The following is an 18,753-nucleotide window of genomic DNA, read 5'->3' as shown; positions in this document are numbered from 1 at the left end:
CCAGGTTGGTTCAGCGCCCGCATTTGCGTCCAGTCCAGCGGACCGGCCTGGGTAAAATGGGTGTGGGTAAATGTGGGCCTGGGTAAATATGGGCCTGGAAGCCGTTGATCGGGCTGGCTAGCTTCGGTCGCATGAGTCCGGAAATGCCCCGAGTCCGCTCCGCCGAAAGGTGACCGTCGACGGACTTTGCATCGAGGCGGTTGATGCCTTCGTACCCGCGGGCTCGGCCACGATCGAGGAGATCGGAGCAGAGCTCGGGCTCTCCAGGGCGAAGGTGCGGCTGTTCCGCCGGATGCACGGTGTCGAGCGGGTGCACCGCGCCCCCGGGCTCGGGGTGCTGGACCTGGTCGCGAAACCGGCGGCAGGCCTCGTCGCCGATCCGGCGGTGGCCTCGCGGGTCCGGTACCTGATCTACGCGCACACGATGCAGGACGTTGCGCCGTTCGGAGTGTCGATCGCGGCGCAGCTGCGCACCCGGCTCGGGCTGCCCGCGGCCACGGCGTTCGCGCTCACCCAGCAGTACTGCGCGAGCGGGCTGGCCGCCGTCGCCACCGCCGGTGAGCTGCTCGCGCTCGATGCTGTACCCGACGCCTTGGCACTGGTCGTGACGGGTGAGCTGGCGTTCTCGCCGATGAGCCGGCTGATCCCCAACACCGCCGTCATGGGCGAGGTGGCCGCCGCGTGCCTCGTCGGGCTCTCCGGGAGCGGCGACGCCGTGCGCAGCCACGTGGTGCAGACCGACGGCCGGTACGCCGGGTGCCTGCGCCTGTCGCCGCAGGATGCGCAGGACTTCGCGGCCGACTACCCGAAGCGCCTGGCCGACGTCATGGCCTCCGCGGTGTCCGCGGCCGGGCTGACGATGGCCGAGATCGACCGGATCGTGCCGCACAACGTCAACCGCTCGTCGTGGCGGCGCACGCTCGACGTGCTCGGGATCGACGCGGCGCAGGTGTTCCTCGACAACATCGCGGAATCGGGACATTGCTTCTGCGCCGATCCGTTCTTGAACTACACGACCATGCGCAACCGCGGGCTGCTGCGCGCCGGTGGGCATTACCTGCTCACCGCCGTGGGGCTCGGTGCCACCTATGTGGCAACGGTCGTCCGGCACGGAGGAGCAACGTGACCACCACGTATCTGCGGGATCTCAAGAAACGTGTCACCGGCGACTCGGACACCCCGCTCGTCCTGCTCTGCAACCTCGAGGTGGAAACGCACTGGGCCACCGGGTTCGTCGGGCTGCCGGCCCCGCCGGTCTCGCCCACGGCAGCGATCGTCTCGCGCATGGAGGAGCTCGGGCTGCTGCTCGCCGGCCCGGACGACCACCTGCTCGTGCAGCAGCCCGTCGACGCCGGCTACCTGGCGTACGTCAAGGCGCTCGGGTTCGGGCTGCCCACCGTCCTGGTCGCCGACCGCGGTGCCGCGGGCGCCCCGACGGCGGACCGCGCCGCGGCGACGCCCGCCGTTCTCGCCCGGCTCCAGGAGCTCGCCCGGGACGGCGCCCGGCTGCTCCCGATGGGCCTGGCCCGACCGGAGCGCCAGCTGGCCCGCGCGACCGGGCTCGTCCCGGCCACCCCGCCGCTCGACGTGGTCACGCGGGTCAACAGCAAGATCTACGGGCGCCGGCTCGCCGAGGCCGCCGGCCTGCGGACCGTGCCGGGGTGGTGCTGCGAGACCGTCGAGGAGTTCACCGCGCTGATGACGCGGATCGGGCCGGACTGCTCCCCGACCTCGGCGCTGGTCGTCAAGGATGCGTACGGCGTCTCGGGCAAGGGCTTGCTGGTCGTCGACCGCCCGCAGCTGGCCGAGCGGATCGTGCGCCAGGTGACCAGGCGGGCCGGACGTACCGGCGACACCCGGCTGCACGTGGTCGTCGAGCGCTGGCTGCCGCGCCGGGCCGATCTGAACTACCAGCTCACCGTCGACGTCGACGGCGCCGTCCACCTCGATTTCGTCAAGGAGGCACTGACGGCGGACGGTGTGCACATCGGGCACGTCTCGCCGCCGGAGCTGACCGCCCAGCAGCACACCGAGATCACCTCGGCCGCGCAGGCGATCGGCGCCGCGCTGCACGCCGACGGGTACGTCGGCATCGCGGGCGTCGACGCGATCGTGACCACCGCCGGCGAGCTGCACCCCCTGCTGGAGATCAACGCCCGGTTCAACATGTCGACCTACCAGGGCGGCGTGCTGGAGACGCTCGCCGGCGAGCTGCCCGCGGCGCTGGCCGGCCGGCACGTGCTGCGGCTCGACGCGCCGCTCGCGTTCGCGGACGTCCAGGTTGCCCTCGGGCCGCTGCTCGGCATCGATCCCACCGCGGGCGGGCTGGTGATCACCTGTTTCGGCACGGTCAACGCGCTCGCCGGCGCCGGCACACCGTTCGAGGGCCGCCTGTTCACGCTCGCGGTCGGACCGGACCGGGCCGCCGTCGCACACATCCGGCTGGAGGCCGCCGCCCGGCTGAGCCGCTGGACCAGGAAGGGCGCATGACCGAGTTGCACATGCAGTCCATCCCGATCTCGACGATCGCGGACGTCTTCGGCACCCCGCTCTACGTCTACGACGCCGACGTCATCGCCGCGACGTACACGTCGCTGCGGCGGGTGCTGCACCCTGCCATCGAGCTCTACTACTCGCTCAAGGCCAACCCGAACATCAGCGTCACCGCCGAGCTGATCGACGCGGGCGCCGGAGCGGAGGTCTCCTCGCTCGTCGAGCTGCAGACGGCCGCGGCGGCCGGGGCCGGGCCGGAGCAGACGATCTTCCTCGGCCCCGGCAAGAGCGACGACGAGCTGCTGGCCTGCGTCGAAGCCGGAATCCGCGCGGTGGTCGTCGAGTCACGCGGCGAGCTGCGGCGGCTCGCCGGGCTCGCAGGCGCCGAGAGCGTGGATGTCCTGCTGCGGGTCAACCCCGCCTTCACCTCGACCGGCTCGGGTCTGTCGATGGGTGGGAAGCCGCGCCAGTTCGGCATCGACGAGGAGGACATCCCGGCGGTCGTCGCAGAGGCCACCGGGTTGCCGGGCATCCAGGTCCGCGGCCTGCACGCCTACATGGGCACGCGCATCCTCAAGGCGGCCGACGTCGTGCGCAACACCGCCGAGATCCTCGCCATGGCCGCCCGGCTGCGCCAGGACTGCGGGATCGAGCTGGACACCGTCGACATCGGCGGCGGGCTCGGCGTCGCGTACTTCGCCAAGGAGCAGGACATCGAGCTCGACGAGCTGGTGCCCGGCCTGAACGAGGTTGTCGCCGAGTTCGCGACGGGCCACCCGGACACCCGGCTGATCATGGAACTGGGCCGCTACCTCGTCGCCCGCGCCGGCACGTACGTCGTGCGGGTACGCGATGTGAAGACCTCACGCGGCGAGCGGTTCGCCGTCGCCGACGGCGGGACCAACCACCACATGGCCGCCGTCGGGATCGGCAGCTTCGTGAAGCGCAACTTCCCGATCCGCCACCTCACCGCGCTCGACGAGCCCGCGGTGGCGCCGTACACGATCACCGGGCCGCTGTGCACACCGAACGACGTCATCGGCAAGGCCGTGCCGTTGCCCGAGGTGCGGCCCGGTGACCTGCTGGGCGTCGAGCGGTCCGGCGCGTACGGCCCCAGCGCCTCCCCCGTCGGCTTCCTGAGCCACGGCCACCCGGCCGAGGTCCTGGTCCGCGACGGCACCGCGCACCTCGTCCGGCGCGGCGACATCCCGTCCGACCTGCTCGACAGGCAGATCCTGATCACCCGCACGAAGGAGCACGACATGACGGCCGACCACACCATCGCCGACCACACGATAAAGGCCATTGCCGTGGCGCTCGACGAGGTGCTGCAGCGGGAGCTGCCGCCGATCACCGAGCAGACCCGCCTGTTCGACGAGCTGCACCTCGATTCGACGTCGGTGCTGGAGCTGCTGATGGCACTGGAGGAGGGGCTCGGCATCGAGGTCGACCCGGAGGCCCTGCGGCCGGAGGACTTCGACACGGTCGGGTCGCTCGCCGAGTACGTCCGGGCGCAGGCGGCAGACAGCACCGCAGGAAGCACCGCAGGAAGCACCGCAGGAAGCACTGCAGGAAGCACGTCGGCCTAGCTCCCATGGCACTCGCACTCGTCGCCGCGCGCGGGGTTCGCGCGACGCACCGCAACCCGTCGCCGTTCGACGCCGAGCTGGTCGGCTACTTCGACGACCTGCTCGGGCTGTACGGGCAGCGGGTGGACGAGCGGCAGCTCTCGACCGGGGCCAACGTCGGGTACCCGGAGCTGGCCGAGCGGGTGCTGCCCGACCTCGACGGGCTGACGGTCGACGGGGTGGGCTTCCGCGGGGTGGGGATGGTGCTCGTCGCGTACGCCGTGCCGGACGTGCACCCGCTGACCTGCGTCGCGTCGCACGTCAACCACCTGCTCGGCGACCGTGCGGTGAGCATGGCGATCTCCGAGCAGGGTCTGGCGGCGCCCTACACGGCGCTTCGGATCGCCGCTGCGCACCATGCTGCCGGTGCCGCCGGCGGCACCGGCCCCGCGCTGCTCCTCGTGCTGGAGCAGACGACGTTGCCCTACCACCACCCGCTCGTCCACGACACGCCGCTCACCGACTCCGCGGCCGCCGTCGTGCTGGAACCCGCGGCGGTCGACGCCGACGGCATCGGGCTGCCCTGGGCCGGCACGCCGGCCACGCTCGACGCGCTGGTCCGGCGCACCGCGGACGAGCGCACGCTGGTCGTCGCGGGGCCATGGGTACCGGACGTGCCCGCCGAACACGTGCACCACTGCCCGCCGGGGACGTACTGCACGAGCGTCTGGCTGGCGCTCGCCGAGCACCGGGAGCGCTGGTCGCGGCAGTTCGAGCGGGTGCTGCTCTGCGACGTCGACCCGCGGACGTCGACCGCCCACGCGGTCCGGATCCGCTGGTCGGGCGCATGACGACCGCGTTGGGCTCGTCCGTCGAGCGCATCCGCGAGCGCTACCGGTTGGCGCTCGACACCGCGCACGAGGCTTGCGTCGAGGGCGGCGCTGCGGGTGGGCTCGTCACCGGGCCGGGCGGGTACGCCTACGCGTCACACCGCCGGCTGGCGGCATGCTCCAGGTGGATCGCGGTCCCGATCCGCCAGCTCGTGGCCGAGTCGACCGGCGTCGCGTGTGTTCGGCTGCCCGCGGCCGGGCCCGAGCAGCCGAGCCCGGAGTTCGGTCGACGCCTGCTCGTAGCGCACGCCGACGCGGTGGGCGCGGTGGCCCGCCACGCCGTCGACGACCTCGCCGGGCGGACCGCGGAGGGCCGGCCGCTGCTGGCGCGCCAGCTCGTCCAGGTCGCGGTTGCGGACGCCGTGATGCTCGCCAACGAGACCGCGGGGATCGCGGCACAGCCCGAGGCGGACGCCATTGTGCTCGCCACGGCGTTCCACCGCCTGGTCAGGGGCGGCCGGGTGCTGTTGCGGCTCTTCGGTGGCGCCGGCTTCCTGCGCGACGGGCCCGGCGGTGTGCTGGTGACGGCCGAGCTGGTCGGGACGCTCTACCTCTCCGGGCACCGCGATGGTTGACCTCGAAACAGTGGAGAAGCACGCCATCGACGTCGCGGCCGAACTGCGCGGCCCCGACCTCGTGCTCGACGCCGACCCCGACACGGTCGCCGCCCACCTCGACCTCCCCGCGCTGCGGCTGCACCAGGCGACGATGATCCCGCCGGCGCACACCGAGCAGCCCTACCGCATCGACGGCAAGGCCGTCGTGGGCGGGTCGTGCCTGGTCCAGACGGTCGTCACCGAGCGGCTGTCGTACGGCGACCCCGGCCTGGTGCTCGTCGCGCCGGGCCCGAGCCTGTCCGGCGTCGTGCTCGACGGCCTCGGCGACGCCGCGCAGCAACAGGCGTTCTACCGGCGCTTCACCCAGCGGTTCACAGGGCCGACGTGGACCTTCTTCGCGCTCACCGAGCACGGCAAGGGTTCGGCCGCCGCCGAGCTGGAGACGACGCTCCTGCCGGCCGCCGACCCGGGCCACTTCACCCTGCACGGGACGAAGCGCTACATCGGCAACGGTGCGCACGCGCAGGTCGGCGTAGTGTTCGCGCGCCGGGCGCCCGGGCCGTTCGGGATCGAGGCGGTCCTCGTCGACGCGACCGCGCCGGGGCTCACGGCCGATCTGCTGCCCACCATCGGGCTGACCGGTGCGCGCATCGCGCAGCTCACGTTCGACGGGCTCCTCGTGGGTCCCGACATGATCCTGGGCCGCACTCGCAGGCCCAGCAGGCGCGGCCTGCTCGGCGCCCGCGAGGCGCTGCACTTCTACCGGCCGCTGCTGGCGGCACGGGCGATCGGGGTCGCCGACGCCGTGCTCGACCACGTCCGCGATGCCCGTGGTTGGCTCCCGGCGGCCGGACAGGCGCAGCTCGACACGCTGCGCGCACGGATCCGCTACACCCGTGATCGGGTACGTGCCGCCGCGAGCGCCGTCGACGCAGGCAGCCCGCCGCAGCACGACATCGCGGCCGGCAAGCTCGGTGCGAGCCGGCTGGCCGAGGAGGCGACGCTGCTCGCGGTCGAGCTGCTCGGGCCCACGACGCTGCTCGAAGACCCGTGGCTGGCGAAGGCGTACCGCGACGTGCGGGCGTTCGAGATCATGGACGGCGTCGGCGACCTGCACCGCTTGCAGGTCTTCCAGGGAGTCCTGCGTGGGGTCGCCCGATGACGGCCGGAACGCGGGCGGGTACCCCCTCGCTCACCTGGCGGACGGTCTCCACCGCCGGCGGCCTCGTGCTCGGCAGCGCGGCGCACGTGGCCCAGCAGGCCGCGGTGCTGGGTTTCCTCGGCCACCTCGGCGGGCCCGCGCTCTACCTGCGCTCGCTGTACACACCGTTCGGGATGCTGAGCCTCGCGATCGGCGAGGGGCTCGTCGTCGCCGTCCAGGTCACGGCGTCCTCGGCGGCCGCGCGGGGCGGCAGTCGCGACGGGCGGGGCACCATCGGTGGGCCGGTCGTCGCGATGACGGTGCTGGGCGCCGGCGGGTTCGTGCTGGTCGCGAGCGGGATGTGGGCGTTCGGTCAGCCGCTGGCCGCGGCGCTCGGGGTACCGCAGCCGCAGCGGGCCGACGCCGTCGTGTTCCTCGTCGCGATGGTGGCGGCGCAGTGCGCCCTGCTGCTGCCCGCGCTGGCCGGTGGGGTGCTGCGCGGGCTCGGCCGCACGCACGTCTCCGGCGTGCTCGCCGTCGGGGAGACGCTGCTGGTCGTCGCGACCGTGTACGGCGTGCACGCCGTCTCGGGGCTCACGGAGCTGAGCGTGCCGGTGGGCACGGCTGCGGTCGGGCTCTGCTGCGGCGTGCTCGCGTGGGGTGTCGTCGGCCGCGCCGGGGTCCGCCCGGCCCGCCCGGCGCTGTCCGAACCGACGTGGCAGGTCCTGCGGCAGGTGGCGCTGCCCATCGGCGCGTCCTACCTGGTGCTCTCCGGCACCGCGCTCGGATACCTCTGGCTGCTGCGCGAGGCGGGCCCGGTCGACGTCGCCGCCTTCGGGGTCGTGCAGACGCTGCAGGCCCTCGTGCTGCTCCCGGCCATCGCGATCGGCTCCGCGACGGCGATCACCACCACGCTGGCCGGTGACGTGCCCCGCACGGCCGCGCTCGGGTTGGCCCTGCGGGTCGCGCTGCCGACGTACCTGGTCGTCGCCGGTGCGCTGCTCGGCGCGCGGGACCTCGTCGTCGGTGCGCTCGTCGACGCGCCGGACGTCCACGCGGCAGCCGTCGGCTACCTCGCCGTGCTCGGCCCGCCGTACCTGCTGCTGGGGACGACGCTCGCCGTGCTCACGTACCTGGAGCAGAGCGGGGACGCCACCGCGGCGCTGCTGGTGAACGCGGGGTTCTTCGGGGCGCTGTTGCTGGTCGGCGCGGCGCAGCCGGCTCCGCTGCACGCCGGAGCGCTCACCGCGATCGTCGCGTGGGCGCAGCTACCGGGGTTCGTGCTGGTGCTCGGCTGCGCGACCTGGCTCGTCGGGCGGCGGCCGGCATGATCTCCACCGCGTTCATCGGATCGGATCCCACGGCGGCCGTCGAGCTGTTCGAGGAACCCGACTTCTATTTCCGCACCCCCGTGCCCGACCTGCTCTCCGAGCCCGAGATCCGCGCGCTGCTCGCCCCGGACGCCGTTCTGTGCCGCAGCGGCGGCCGCCCGGTGGGGCTGATCTGGCTGCCGCTCGCGCAGGACCACGGCTACGCCGGCCACCGCGTCCTGCACGCCCGGTTCGCCCGGCGGGTCCCGGCGGACGCCGCGGCCGGGACCGTCGGATCGGTGCTGTGCACGCTCGCCGGGCGCCGACCGGTGCACCGGGTGACCCACACCGTCTACGGCGGCGACCGGCGTGGGGTCGCGCTCGCCGAGGCCGCGGGCTTCGAGCTGGAGGGCGCGCTGCCCGTCCTCGTCGCCGTCGGCGGCGCCTGGCACGACCTGCGCCTGTACGCGAAGGTGGCCGCAGGTGCCTGAGCTGCGCGGATACCGCACACGTGACGCCGGCCTGCTGGCCACGGCATGGCAGGGCCCGCTGCTGATGGCCACCGGCGGCGCTGGGCCTTTTGCGCCGCCACCACCGGAGCCGGACGGGCACTGGTGCCGCGTGCTCGTCGTGCCGGACGCCGGGGTCGCGGTGCTGGACCGCATCGACCACGTGCACCGGACGGCCCGGCTGAGCGTCGCAACCCTCGACGCACCGGTCGTCGACCTGCTGGCCGCGGCGCTCGTGGTGGCCGGGGAGCGGCTGCGGCTGCGGCAGGTGATCGGCGTGCTCCCGACCGGCGACGAGCAGCAAACCGCGGCGGCCGCGCTGGGCTTCGTCGCCGAGGTCACGATCCCCGAGCACGTGTGGCGCGACGGCAATGCCGTGCCCGCCACGATCTGGAGAGCCGGCCTCGATGACACCTGAGATCGTTCCCTGCACCACCGCGCAGCTGCGCCGACGGCTGGAGCTGCTGACCGACCACCGGATGGCGTTCCTCGGCCGGGACACCCGCACCGACCCCGTCGCGATGATCGAGGACTGGTTCCGGTACGTCCGCGCGCGCCTGTTCACCGCGGGCGACGGGCTGTTCGGCGTGGTCCCGAACGAGCTCAACCCGCACCAGGCCGAGATCGACATCGCGGTGCCCGGCGCGTCCGCCGCGGAGTACACCGCCCTGCTGGGCGCCGCGATCCGGCTCTGCCGCACGCACCTCGACCTGCACTCGGTGGTGCGGATCGAGCCCAACCGGGACGGCCGGGCCGCGCACCTCGAACCGGCCGGGCTGCGGCCGATCGGTGTGCTGCACGGCTGCCGCTTCCAGGACGGCGACTACCACGACCAGCGGCTGTGGTGGGGGCAGACGGCGTGAAGCAGCTGGTCTTCGAGCTGATGCGGGAGTCGGACGTGCCCGACTGGGTCGACCTGTACACGGACGCGGAGGTGCAGCACAACATCAACCACCGCGGTGGCGTCGTCCCCCGCGACGAGATCGAGCGTGAGGTGCTCGGGCGGCTGCGGACGGGGTGGTGCGACGAGCGGATGTTCCGGCTGAGGACCGGGTCGGGGACCACCGTCGGGTATGTCTGGATCCGCCACATCGACCACATCGCACGCTCGTGCGAGGTGCTGAGCATGCACCACCGCAACTTCCGGATGCGGGCCGGCCTGCTGGCCGTGATCGCCACGTACGAGTACCTCTACGACACCCTGAACATGCGCTCGGTCGTGCACGAGGTGTACCTCGGCAACCGGATGATGCTGGCGCCCGACCGGCTCGAAGCGCTCGTGCAGGCCGTGTCGCCGGACCACTGCAACAGCCTCGGCACGCGCCGGACGTGCTGCTGGTGGGTGGAGCGCAAGCCCGACTTCGAGGCGGCCCAGCGCGCCCGTGCCGAGCAGTTCGCGCGCGTGCGCGAACGGGTGGCCGGGCCATTGTGACAGGGGCGCCGTGACCGGGTTGCTGGTCGGGACCGACCTCATGCGGGTCGGCGAGCTGGAGCGGCTGCTGCGCCGAGCGTGGTTCCGCCGGTACGTCTACAGCACCGACGAGCTGCGGCGGGCGGACGGCATGGACGGCACGCGCGCGGCGGAGTTCCTCACCGGGCGGTTCGCCGCGAAGGAAGCGGTGTTGAAGGTGCTCGGCACGGGCATGCTCGCCGGGGTGCCGCCGCGCGAGATCCACGTCGGCCGGCTCGGATCGGGGGCCCCGCACGTCGTGCTCGACGGTGCGGCATCAACCGCTGCCGAGGAGCTCGGCCTCACCGGTATCTCGGTGTCGATCACCCACAAGCACGGTCAGGTGTTCGCGGTCGCTATCGGCCAGTGCGCACGAGACCCGTCCGCATGACGTCCGCGGGCACGGGCTCGGCCGAACGCGCGAGCTGCATCAGCTGCGAGCGGCGCCGGACGCCGGTCTTCTCACGGATGCCTTCGAGGTGGCGGTTGACGGTGCGCACCGCGATACCGAGCTCGGAGGCGATCTCCTTGTTGTCGTACGCGTTGCCGAGGCAGTGCAGCACCTCACGCTCGCGTGCGGTGAGCCGGGCGAGACCCCGGCCGAAATCCCGGCCGTCCCGCAACCCGGCGGTGATCAACGCGCGGAGCTCGTCGGGGAGCACCAGCCCCTTGGTCACGCCGGTGACGGCACCGGCGAGTGCCGTCGACGTCGCCGACTTGCTGACGTACCCGTGCGCGCCGGCCCGTACCGCCTGCGCGACCTGCGCGAGCGGGGCCGCGCTCCAGACGACGATGCGGGTCTCGGGCCGGCGCCGCGCGGTCCACCGGATGAAGTCGATCGCGCGCGCGTCGCCGAGCAGCACGACGTGCGGGCGGCGCAGCTCGACCAGCGCCGCGGCGGTGTCGAGATCGCCGGTGTCGGCGATCTCGCCCGCGACCCCTTCCCGGCGCAGCCAGCTGCCTGCGCCCTCCCGGGTCACCGGCTGCTCGTCGATGACCAGAACCCGCATCGTCCCCCCGTCGCCGACCATGGCCTCACCGTGCCGGCAGGTCATTTCACGGGGGTTTCATCGGGGATTCCCGGTGGCACGGGCGCCAGACTGCGGGGATGAGCATCACGACGCTGTCCTCGACCAAGGTCTTCCAGAACCGCTGGATCTCGGTGCGGGTCGACGAGATCGAGCACGCCGACGGCACCCGCAGCGAGTACTCGGTGGTCGACAAGGCCGACTTCGCGCTCGTCGTCCCCGAGGAGAACGACGGGTTCCACCTCGTCGAGCAGTACCGCCACCCGATCGGCCGGCGCTCGTGGGAGTTCCCGTCCGGCTCGCTGCCGCACGGCACGCACGGCACCCCCGAGCAGACCGCTGCCGTCGAGCTGGCCGAGGAGACCGGCTTCACCGCGGGACGGCTGGAGCGGCTCGGCCACCTGCACTGCGCGAACGGCACGACCGGCCAGGGCGTCCACGTGTTCCTGGCGACCGACCTCACCCCCGGCACCCCGAACCGCGAGGCCACCGAGCAGGACATGCGGCAGCGCTGGTTCCCCCGCGGCGAGCTGGAACGGATGCTGCGCGACGGAACGATCACCGACGGCCCGACCCTCGCCGCCTACCTCCTCCTGACCCTGGGCCGGCGGTAGCCCGCCCCCTCCGGCGGGAGGGCAGGAAGCCACTTTCCTGCCCCCACAGGGCCTGAAAGTGGCTTTCCTGCCCTCTCCCGACGCCACGCGCCTCCGGTGTCACGCGGCCGCGTGTGCCCCCGGCTCAGCCGGCGCCGAGCGCCTGCGCAGCACCACCGCGACGAGGACGGCGAGTGCGGCCGTCAGCACGGCCGCGATCGTGCCGACCACGCTCACCCCGCCGGCGAACGCCTCGCGGGCTGCGGCGAGCAGGTCGGCGGCCTGCTGCGCAGGCAGGCCGGCCGCGGCCGCGGTGGCGCCGTCGACCGTGTCGCCGGCGGCCGTCGCGACGTCCGGCGCGAGGCCCGCCGGCAGCGTCGCCGCCATCGTGACGCGGTAGACCGCGATCCCGACGCTGCCCAGCAGCGCCACCCCGAGCGCGAGGCCGAGCTCGCCGCCCGTCTCGGAGAGCGCGGAGGCCGAGCCGGCCCGTTCCGGTGGCGCCGCACCGACGACGAGGTCCGTCGCCAGCGTCATCACCGGACCGCCGCCCAAGTACACGACGACCAGGCTCGCGACGGGCAGCAGCACGCTGCTGCCCGCGTCGACGAAGGCCAGCAGCGCGAACCCGACCGCCGCCACCGCGAGCGAACCCGCCACCACCGCGGCCGCCCCGAACCGGGCGGCGAGCGTCGGCGCCAGCGTCGACGAGACGATCATCACCGCGGCCGAGGGCACCAGCCACAACCCCGCCTGCACGGGCGAGAGGCCGAGCACCTGCTGCAGGTGCAGGGTCACGAAGAAGTAGACGCCGACGGTCGTCCCCATCGCCACGAGCATCACACCGAGCGCGACGGTGAAGGAGCGGTCGGCGAACAGCCGCAGGTCGACGAGCGGGTCGGCCAGCCGCCGCTGCCGGCGCACGAACACAACCGCGGCTGCAGCACCCAGCACCGCGGCCCCGACCGTGACCAGGCCGAGGTCTCCGTCGGCGGCCTGCTTGAGACCGTAGACAACTCCCAGCACGGCGGCCAACGACAGCACGATGCTCGGCACGTCGATCCGCCCCACCCCGCCGTCGCGGTGCTCCGGCAGCAGGAACGGGCCCGTGACCAGCAACAACGCCATGATGGGCACGGCGATGAGGAAGACCGAGCCCCACGCGAACGACCCGAGCAGCAGGCCGCCCACCACGGGCCCGAGCGCAGCGCCGCCCGAGAGCGCCGCGGCCCAGATGCCGATGGCCACCCCGCGCCGCCGGTCGTCGGGGAACAAGGTCGTGATCAGTGCGAGCGTCGAGGGCATGAGCGTGGCGCCGGCGACGCCGAGCAGTGCCCTGGCGGCGATCAGCAGCTCGGCGCTCGGGGCGAACGCGGCGAGCACCGAGATCACGGCGAACGCGGCGGCACCGATCATCAGGAGCTTGCGACGGCCGATGCGGTCGCCGAGCGTGCCCATCGGCACGAGGAACGCCGCGATGAGGAACCCGTAGCTGTCGGTGATCCAGAGCAGCTCGGTGCTGCTGGGCTGCAGGTCGGCGGCGAGGTGCGGGACGGCTAGGTAGAGGACGGTTGCGTCCATGGACAGCAGCGCGGTCGGCAGCGCCAGAACGGCAAGCCCCCACCACGCGCGCGCTGAAACTTCAGACATAACAGGCAAGCTAGAGTCTCACATCAATGTGAGAGTCAAGCGGCGAATCGGGGATCACATGAAGATCGGGGAACTGGAGCGGCGCACCGGGGTCAGCCAGCGCCTGCTGCGCTACTACGAGGAGCAGGAGCTGCTGCGGCCGCTGCGGCGGTCCAGCGGGTACCGGGAGTACCGCGAGTCGGACGTCACGACCGTCGCGCACATCCGCAACCTGCTCGCGGCCGGCCTCTCCACCACCACGATCGGCGAGCTGCTGCCGTGCATGACTGCGGAGGGCCCGAAGCTCATCGCCGACTGCCCCGAGCTGCTCCTCGACCTCGACCGCGAGCACGCCCGCCTCACCGCCTGCATCGCCGAGCTGGAGACGGCCCGCCGGTCGCTGGAAGGGATCATCGCCACGGCACCGCCGGAAGCCCGCCGCGCCGCCGACGAGCTCGCGGCCGCCGGCTGACCGCGCCATGACGTCGACAACGACGTTCTGGCTGTTTGTTAGCGCTCACAACAGCCAAAACGTCGTTGTCGACGGTCGCCAGCCGCCTGCAGGTCGGGGCCGGCTGTAAGGATCCGGGGGTTCGCGGCATCTTCTTCGGTGACGACACGAGGGGGATCTGTGCCGGATGCCGGTTCCGAGCGCTTCACACAGCTCTACCGCGACCACTACGACCGCGTGCTCGCTTACGCGCTGCGCAGGGCGCCGGCCGAGGTGGCGAGCGAGGCCGTCGACGAGACGTTCCTGATCGCGTGGCGAACCTTCCCCGATCTGCCGGACGACCCGCTGCCCTGGCTGCTGGTGGTCGCGCGCAACGCGATCAACCAGCAGTACCGCCGCGGGAAGCGGCGTGCCGACGTGATCTTGTTGGAGCTGGACCGGATCGGCACCCCGCACGCCGCCGCTGATCTCTCCGAATCCGTCGCCGAGCGGGCCGCCGTGCTGCAGGCGCTCGCGTCGCTCTCCGACCTCGATCGCGAGGCGCTCATGCTGAGCCTCTGGGACGGTCTGGCGGCCTCCGACGCCGCGCGGGTCGCGGGTTGCTCCACCACCGCGTTCGCCGTCAGGCTGCACCGGGCCCGAAGGCGCCTGCGCGCCGCGCTCGCCCGCTTCGACGAGATCGACAACACCGGTCCGCTGCCCGCCGTGCAGGAGGTTCGATGACCAGGACGTCCGCCGACCGGATGGCCGCGCAGGAGTTCCCGTCCGCGGGTGAGCTCGAGCGGGTGGTGCCGGCCGCGGTGCGGCAGCGCCGGCTCGACGCAATTCTCGCCGAGCCGCACCGGCCCCACGAGCACGGCCTCCACGAGCACCGCGCGAGCATTCGCCCCGTCGTCGGCCCGCGGCGACGCCTCGCGCCGGCGTTGCTCGCCGTCGCCGTCGCCGCTGCCGTCGCGATCGGTGCCGTGGTCGGTGTTCAGTCGCTGTCGGCGCCCGCCGACCCGGAACCGCCCGCCGTCAGCCCGTCGCCGGCGTGCGGCACGACCCACGCACCCGACGCGGCAACGCTGCTGAACACGCTCGCCGACTGCGCGGCAGCCCATCCCCCGCTCCGCGAAGCGCGGTACGACTACCTGCATGTCCGCAGCCTCGGCTCGGGGTTCTTCGAGGGCGGCCGGGGGGAGGAGCTGTCCACGTCCGAGACCGAGACGTGGACCGCGGCAGACGGCACCGGCCGCACCGAGCGTCGGCAGCCACGTGGCAGTTCGATCGAGGAACGGCATGCCAGCGAGTTGCCGAGAGCCGAGTATCCGGCCGATCCCGCGGCGCTGGAGACCTTCATCAGGGATCGTGAGCAGCGCAACCGGAGCGAGTTCGCGCCTGCGATGGAACCGAACTGGTTCCAGATGGTGGAGCAGATCGCCGTCTACAGCGTCGTCCAGCCGCAGGTGCAGGCCGCTGCGCTGCGCATGCTCGCCACGAAGCCCGGCATCACCGTCGACGGGCCCGTCACCGACGGGACCGGCCGGCCGGGGGTCGCCATCAGCATCCCGGAGGAGTACTCCGGAGGTCCGGCCCGGCACGTCCTGATCATCGATCCGGCGACCGGATGGATCCTCGGCAGCGAGATCATCGTCCTCGAAGCGCAGTCGGACGTGCTGCTCGTCGGGCCCCCTCCGGCGGTGGCGTGGTCCCAGCTGATACTCGGCTCCGGCCGGGTCGACTCGCCCACCGAGCGGCCGTGACACCGGCTCAGAAGCTGAACGCCGTGGCGGCCTCGTCGCCGATCCAGTTCCACAGCGGGACCGTGCCACCCGCCTCGGCACCGGCGATGAACGTGCCCGAGTCCAGCTTCTTCGCCTGCACGCAGATGGGGCACACCAGGTAGCGGCCGCCGGCTCGCTCGTAGCGGTCGACCAGCTCGACCAGCGGCGGGCAGCCGTCGCACGCGGTACCGATCGCGACGCCCGGGACGGCGAGCCGGGCGGCCTCCTTCGTCAGGAACATCATCGTCGGCCGGCCCTGCTCCGCCGCCGCGACGGCCGTCAGGAACGCCACGGTGACCCGCTCCGGGTCTTCCAGACCGGTCGCCAGGTTGATCACTGCCTTGCTGCTCACTGCCTTGTTGCTCATGATGCCTCCTCCGTTCCGCCGCACCTCATGGCTCGGCTCGTACGGACGAGGCTATGAACCGGACGCCGGTTCCGGATCCGCGTCAGCCGCCAGGTCTGCGGGCCATCCGACGGTGGTCGGTGGCGGCTGGCACGCAGCCACCGGTTCAGCGCGGGGTGAGCAGGTGCGCGACGGCGGCGGCCCGCGCGGAGCGGCCGGAGAGTCCCAGCTTCGCGTAGAGCGCTGTCAGGTGCCGCTCGACGGTGCGCGTGCTCAGCGCGAGCGTCGACGCCACCCGTTCGTTGTCGTAGCCCTGGCTGACCAGACGCAGCACGTCGAGCTCGCGGTCGGTCAGCGACCGCAGCGCGGCCGACGTCGCCGGCGCACCCATGCCGTCCTGCCGGACGAACGCGGCCACCTCGTCGACGACCACCGGCCACGCCGGCTCGTCGGCGAGGGTGATGTGGTTGTCGCTGTCCAGCGACACCAGCCGCGAGCGGGAGATGCTCTTCGCGAGCTCCCTGCCCTCGGCGAAGTCGACCATCCGGTCGCCGCGGGCGTGCAGCACGAGAGTCGGCGTGGCGATCTCGGGCAGGAGCTCCCGCGCGTCCGCGCGCATCCGCTCGGTGCGGGCGTTGACGGCGTTCTCGGTGGACGTCGCGCGGGCCTGCAGCTCGTCCAACCAGCCGGCCTGCCGCTCGGTCGCGCCGGGGATCATGAGGTTGGTGAACACCCGCCGGAACGTGCTGTCCGGCCGCGCCCAGCCCACTTTGATCATCTGTGTGAAGGTGTCCTCTAGCTCCCGCGCGTCCGGCGTGGCGTCCCGCATCGCGACGGAGTAGGTGCCATACAGCACGAGCCGGGTGAGTCGCTGCGGGTGCCGGGCGGCGTAGGTGATGGCCACCGGCCCGCCCTGCGACATGCCCATGAGCGCGAACCGCGTGAGGCCCGCGGCATCGGCCACCGCCTCCAGGTCGGCGATCCGGGAGGGAAGCGAGAAGTCCTCGACGTCCCAGTCCGACATCCCGTAGCCGCGCTCGTCGTAGCGGACGACGGTGGCGAACCGGCCGAGATCGAGCAGGAAGTGCCGCCACACCGGGCTCTGCCAGTCGTATTCGAGGTGGCTGAGCCAGCACGACGCCACGAGGATCGGCGGGCCGGAACCGTGGATGGCATACGCCAAGCGGGTTCCGTCGGCGCTGCGGCAGAAGCGGACGTCCTGTGGCGGCGCGGCGGGCGGGTGCACGGGCCGCGTCATGCCGCAGACTCTAGCGCTCCGACGGCCTGAGCTGGGCAGATGTCACCGGGGCAGCGCAACGCAGCAGGGAGCGAATATTTCGTAGACATGTATTGAAACATCTCTCCGAAACTGGGAGGGTCGACCCATGGGCAGACCGAAGGTGCGGACCGACGCCGTGCGCGCGGCCGTTCTGCGCTCGGCCGTCGAGACGCTGGAGCGCGAGGGGCCGGCGGCGATCAGCGCGCGGCGGGTCGCAACGGACGCCGGAGCCTCGACGGCGGCGCTGTACGAGTTCTTCGGCGACAAGGCCGGCCTGGTCCGCGCGATCTACCTCGAAGGGTTCGCCGCGCTGCGGTCCCGGCTCGCCGAGGTCCCGGCGCAGGACGACCCACGAGGCGCGCTGGTGGCACTGCTGGACGCCGCGCGGCGGTTCGCGGTCGAGCGACCGCTGCTGTTCGAGGTGATGTACTCGCGGCCGTTCGCCGAGTTCTCCCCTGACGCGTCGGACCTGCGCGTCGGCGCCGATGTCTACCGGATGACCGTCGCCGCCGTGCGCGCCTGGCTGGACGGGCTGGGCAACCCGCTCGACCCGGTCGAGGCGGCGCACGTCATCGTCGCGGCGCACCGCGGGTTCGTCATGTCCGAGCTGGCCGGGATCGCCGGCGCCTCGCGCGCGTCCGTCGACGCCCGCTACCGGCTGGGGGTCGACGCGGTGCTCGACGGCCTGGTGGCGGGGGCCGCGCGGTGAAGCAGCTGACGTTCGAGGGGCGTGGCGCGACCCGGTGGCGCGACGACGTGCCCGCCCCGACCCTCGGCAGCGCCGCCGCCGCCCTCGTGACCCCGCTCGTCGTGTCCACCTGCGACATGGACGCCGTCGCGATGTCGGGCCGCATCCGATTCCGTGCCGGCACCCCGATGGGGCACGAGGGCGTCGGGGTCGTCGCGGAGGTCGCCGACGGTGTCACGCGCGTGCGCCCGGGCGATCATGTGATCATGCCGTGGCAGATCTCCTGCGGCAGCTGCGGGCGCTGCCGCCGCGGCCAGGACACCTTCTGCACGACCGTCCCGCCCGGCTCCTGCTACGGGTGGGGGCCGCACGTCGGCAGGTGGGGCGGGTTCCTCGCCGACCTCGTCGAGGTCCCGTTCGCCGATCACATGCTCGTGCCGGTGCCCGAGGATGTCGACCCGATCCGGGTCTCCGGCATCGGCGACAACCTGGTCGACGCGTGGCGCGCCGTCGGGCCGCCGCTGCGGGAATGCCCCGGTGGCACCGTGCTCGTCGGCGCCGCCGCCGCGAGCAGCAGCATCGGGCTCTACGCCGCGCTCTACGCCCGCGCGCTGGGCGCGTCGGACGTACTGGTCGCGGCTCCGCGGCCGGCCGGTCCAACCCTCTGGCAGGCCGCGGAGCTGGGCCTGCGGACCGTCGCGATCGAGCCGGACACGCTCGACGTCGGGGCGTTCGATGTCACCGTGGATGCCAGCGGCACTGCGGACGGGCTGGCCCTCGCGCTGCGCTCCACCGGCCCGGGCGGCACCTGCACCTGCACCAGCGGCGCCGTGCACCGCGGGGCGCCCGTGGCGCTGCCCGTCTACGCGATGTACATGAACGTCGTGACGTTCCGGACCGGCTGGGTGCACACCCGCTCGCTGCTGGACGAGCCGCTCGCGCTGGTCGCGGGCGGCGCGTTCGACCCGACCGTGATCGCCACCATCACGTCCTTCGAGGACGCACCGGCCGCGCTGGCGGAGCCGTTCACCAAGCTGATCATGCGCCGCTGAGCT

General features: G+C 72.9%; 22 protein-coding genes. 18 read left to right on the top strand and 4 right to left on the bottom strand.

Annotated elements, in window-relative coordinates; all coding sequences use genetic code 11:
• The first annotated feature begins 169 nt into the window (after positions 1 to 169).
• The 12 genes from LL648_RS45480 to LL648_RS32540 are packed head-to-tail and all read left to right on the top strand — an operon-like array spanning position 170 to position 10,309.
• The gene (locus tag LL648_RS45480; RefSeq protein ID WP_232666643.1) at positions 170 to 1,126 is read left to right on the top strand and encodes a 3-oxoacyl-[acyl-carrier-protein] synthase III C-terminal domain-containing protein; all 957 of its coding nucleotides are present in this window, start codon (positions 170 to 172) and stop codon (positions 1,124 to 1,126) included.
• Positions 1,123 to 2,490: an ATP-binding protein gene (locus LL648_RS32590; protein ID WP_232666642.1), complete on the top strand. Its 1,368-nt coding sequence runs from the start codon at positions 1,123 to 1,125 to the stop codon at positions 2,488 to 2,490. The genes LL648_RS45480 and LL648_RS32590 overlap by 4 nt, the downstream gene beginning before the upstream one ends.
• Positions 2,487 to 4,082: a phosphopantetheine-binding protein gene (locus LL648_RS32585; protein WP_232666641.1), complete on the top strand. Its 1,596-nt coding sequence runs from the start codon at positions 2,487 to 2,489 to the stop codon at positions 4,080 to 4,082. Before LL648_RS32590 ends, LL648_RS32585 begins: the two co-directional genes overlap by 4 nt.
• A 5-nt stretch (positions 4,083 to 4,087) precedes the next feature.
• Positions 4,088 to 4,912, top strand: a complete 825-nt coding sequence (locus tag LL648_RS32580; RefSeq protein ID WP_232666640.1) for a hypothetical protein — start codon at positions 4,088 to 4,090, stop codon at positions 4,910 to 4,912.
• Positions 4,909 to 5,526 carry a hypothetical protein gene (locus tag LL648_RS32575; protein WP_232666639.1) on the top strand — a complete coding sequence of 206 codons (618 nt, stop codon included), beginning with the start codon at positions 4,909 to 4,911 and terminating at the stop codon, positions 5,524 to 5,526. The genes LL648_RS32580 and LL648_RS32575 overlap by 4 nt, the downstream gene beginning before the upstream one ends.
• 10 nt (positions 5,527 to 5,536) lie before the next feature.
• Positions 5,537 to 6,670, top strand: coding sequence for an acyl-CoA dehydrogenase family protein (locus tag LL648_RS32570; protein ID WP_232666638.1), 1,134 nt, complete (start codon positions 5,537 to 5,539; stop codon positions 6,668 to 6,670).
• Positions 6,667 to 7,980 carry a hypothetical protein gene (locus LL648_RS32565; protein ID WP_232666637.1) on the top strand — a complete coding sequence of 438 codons (1,314 nt, stop codon included), beginning with the start codon at positions 6,667 to 6,669 and terminating at the stop codon, positions 7,978 to 7,980. The genes LL648_RS32570 and LL648_RS32565 overlap by 4 nt, the downstream gene beginning before the upstream one ends.
• Positions 7,977 to 8,450, top strand: coding sequence for a GNAT family N-acetyltransferase (locus tag LL648_RS32560; protein ID WP_232666636.1), 474 nt, complete (start codon positions 7,977 to 7,979; stop codon positions 8,448 to 8,450). Before LL648_RS32565 ends, LL648_RS32560 begins: the two co-directional genes overlap by 4 nt.
• Positions 8,443 to 8,886, top strand: coding sequence for a hypothetical protein (locus LL648_RS32555; protein WP_232666635.1), 444 nt, complete (start codon positions 8,443 to 8,445; stop codon positions 8,884 to 8,886). Before LL648_RS32560 ends, LL648_RS32555 begins: the two co-directional genes overlap by 8 nt.
• Positions 8,876 to 9,331 carry a hypothetical protein gene (locus tag LL648_RS32550; RefSeq protein ID WP_232666634.1) on the top strand — a complete coding sequence of 152 codons (456 nt, stop codon included), beginning with the start codon at positions 8,876 to 8,878 and terminating at the stop codon, positions 9,329 to 9,331. The genes LL648_RS32555 and LL648_RS32550 overlap by 11 nt, the downstream gene beginning before the upstream one ends.
• A complete protein-coding gene (locus LL648_RS32545; RefSeq protein ID WP_232666633.1) occupies positions 9,328 to 9,900 on the top strand; it encodes a GNAT family N-acetyltransferase in 573 nt (190 codons plus the stop codon). The genes LL648_RS32550 and LL648_RS32545 overlap by 4 nt, the downstream gene beginning before the upstream one ends.
• Before the next feature lie 10 nt (positions 9,901 to 9,910).
• Positions 9,911 to 10,309 (top strand): holo-ACP synthase, encoded by a 399-nt coding sequence (locus tag LL648_RS32540; RefSeq protein ID WP_232666632.1) that lies wholly within the window; start codon positions 9,911 to 9,913, stop codon positions 10,307 to 10,309.
• Here the strand turns inward: LL648_RS32540 and LL648_RS32535 are convergent.
• Entirely contained in the window at positions 10,275 to 10,949 is a 675-nt protein-coding gene (locus tag LL648_RS32535) for a response regulator transcription factor (RefSeq protein WP_232666631.1), read from the bottom strand. The genes LL648_RS32540 and LL648_RS32535 overlap by 35 nt on opposite strands.
• A 77-nt stretch (positions 10,950 to 11,026) precedes the next feature.
• Between LL648_RS32535 and LL648_RS32530 the strand changes: the two genes are divergently transcribed.
• On the top strand, positions 11,027 to 11,560 hold the full coding sequence (locus tag LL648_RS32530; protein ID WP_255686991.1) for an NUDIX domain-containing protein: 534 nt from the start codon (positions 11,027 to 11,029) through the stop codon (positions 11,558 to 11,560).
• 99 nt (positions 11,561 to 11,659) lie between these two features.
• On the opposite strand, the gene LL648_RS32525 is transcribed toward LL648_RS32530, so the two are convergent.
• Positions 11,660 to 13,189 carry an MFS transporter gene (locus LL648_RS32525; protein WP_232666630.1) on the bottom strand — a complete coding sequence of 510 codons (1,530 nt, stop codon included), beginning with the start codon at positions 13,187 to 13,189 and terminating at the stop codon, positions 11,660 to 11,662.
• 58 nt (positions 13,190 to 13,247) lie between these two features.
• On the opposite strand from LL648_RS32525, the gene LL648_RS32520 reads away from it, so the two are divergent.
• The 3 genes from LL648_RS32520 to LL648_RS32510 all read left to right on the top strand — a co-directional run bounded on the left by LL648_RS32520 (position 13,248) and on the right by LL648_RS32510 (position 15,364).
• The gene (locus LL648_RS32520; protein ID WP_232666629.1) at positions 13,248 to 13,640 is read left to right on the top strand and encodes a MerR family transcriptional regulator; all 393 of its coding nucleotides are present in this window, start codon (positions 13,248 to 13,250) and stop codon (positions 13,638 to 13,640) included.
• Between the two features lie 159 nt (positions 13,641 to 13,799).
• Positions 13,800 to 14,342, top strand: a complete 543-nt coding sequence (locus LL648_RS32515; RefSeq protein WP_232666628.1) for an RNA polymerase sigma factor — start codon at positions 13,800 to 13,802, stop codon at positions 14,340 to 14,342.
• Positions 14,339 to 15,364, top strand: coding sequence for a CU044_5270 family protein (locus LL648_RS32510; protein ID WP_232666627.1), 1,026 nt, complete (start codon positions 14,339 to 14,341; stop codon positions 15,362 to 15,364). The genes LL648_RS32515 and LL648_RS32510 overlap by 4 nt, the downstream gene beginning before the upstream one ends.
• A gap of 7 nt (positions 15,365 to 15,371) precedes the next feature.
• Here the strand turns inward: LL648_RS32510 and LL648_RS32505 are convergent, their stop codons facing one another.
• Together LL648_RS32505 and LL648_RS32500 are read right to left on the bottom strand one after the other, a co-directional pair.
• Positions 15,372 to 15,752, bottom strand: coding sequence for a DsrE family protein (locus LL648_RS32505; RefSeq protein ID WP_232666626.1), 381 nt, complete (start codon positions 15,750 to 15,752; stop codon positions 15,372 to 15,374).
• A 145-nt stretch (positions 15,753 to 15,897) separates the two neighbouring features.
• A complete protein-coding gene (locus tag LL648_RS32500) occupies positions 15,898 to 16,989 on the bottom strand; it encodes an alpha/beta fold hydrolase (RefSeq protein WP_232666625.1) in 1,092 nt (363 codons plus the stop codon).
• Positions 16,990 to 17,116: 127 nt separating this feature from the next.
• Here LL648_RS32500 and LL648_RS32495 point away from each other — a divergent pair, with 127 nt between their 5' ends.
• Complete coding sequence (locus LL648_RS32495; RefSeq protein ID WP_232666624.1) at positions 17,117 to 17,719, top strand: TetR/AcrR family transcriptional regulator; 603 nt, start codon at positions 17,117 to 17,119, stop codon at positions 17,717 to 17,719.
• On the top strand, positions 17,716 to 18,750 hold the full coding sequence (locus LL648_RS32490; RefSeq protein ID WP_232666623.1) for a zinc-dependent alcohol dehydrogenase: 1,035 nt from the start codon (positions 17,716 to 17,718) through the stop codon (positions 18,748 to 18,750). Before LL648_RS32495 ends, LL648_RS32490 begins: the two co-directional genes overlap by 4 nt.
• Positions 18,751 to 18,753 lie beyond the last annotated feature (3 nt).

This window comes from Pseudonocardia sp. TRM90224, from assembly GCF_021245725.1.
Taxonomy (GTDB): domain Bacteria; phylum Actinomycetota; class Actinomycetes; order Mycobacteriales; family Pseudonocardiaceae; genus Pseudonocardia.
This window is presented reverse-complemented; position numbering and strand designations above follow the sequence as displayed.

Coding starts and splice junctions, on each gene's coding strand:
- LL648_RS32585 (WP_232666641.1), top strand. CDS start 2,487: ATGACCGAGTTGCACATGCAGTCCATCCCGATCTCGACGATCGCGGAC.
- LL648_RS32565 (WP_232666637.1), top strand. CDS start 6,667: ATGACGGCCGGAACGCGGGCGGGTACCCCCTCGCTCACCTGGCGGACG.
- LL648_RS32550 (WP_232666634.1), top strand. CDS start 8,876: ATGACACCTGAGATCGTTCCCTGCACCACCGCGCAGCTGCGCCGACGG.
- LL648_RS32560 (WP_232666636.1), top strand. CDS start 7,977: ATGATCTCCACCGCGTTCATCGGATCGGATCCCACGGCGGCCGTCGAG.
- LL648_RS32510 (WP_232666627.1), top strand. CDS start 14,339: ATGACCAGGACGTCCGCCGACCGGATGGCCGCGCAGGAGTTCCCGTCC.
- LL648_RS32530 (WP_255686991.1), top strand. CDS start 11,027: ATGAGCATCACGACGCTGTCCTCGACCAAGGTCTTCCAGAACCGCTGG.
- LL648_RS32520 (WP_232666629.1), top strand. CDS start 13,248: ATGAAGATCGGGGAACTGGAGCGGCGCACCGGGGTCAGCCAGCGCCTG.
- LL648_RS32580 (WP_232666640.1), top strand. CDS start 4,088: ATGGCACTCGCACTCGTCGCCGCGCGCGGGGTTCGCGCGACGCACCGC.
- LL648_RS32575 (WP_232666639.1), top strand. CDS start 4,909: ATGACGACCGCGTTGGGCTCGTCCGTCGAGCGCATCCGCGAGCGCTAC.
- LL648_RS32525 (WP_232666630.1), bottom strand. CDS start 13,189: ATGTCTGAAGTTTCAGCGCGCGCGTGGTGGGGGCTTGCCGTTCTGGCG.
- LL648_RS32535 (WP_232666631.1), bottom strand. CDS start 10,949: ATGGTCGGCGACGGGGGGACGATGCGGGTTCTGGTCATCGACGAGCAG.
- LL648_RS32505 (WP_232666626.1), bottom strand. CDS start 15,752: ATGAGCAACAAGGCAGTGAGCAGCAAGGCAGTGATCAACCTGGCGACC.
- LL648_RS32495 (WP_232666624.1), top strand. CDS start 17,117: ATGGGCAGACCGAAGGTGCGGACCGACGCCGTGCGCGCGGCCGTTCTG.
- LL648_RS32500 (WP_232666625.1), bottom strand. CDS start 16,989: ATGACGCGGCCCGTGCACCCGCCCGCCGCGCCGCCACAGGACGTCCGC.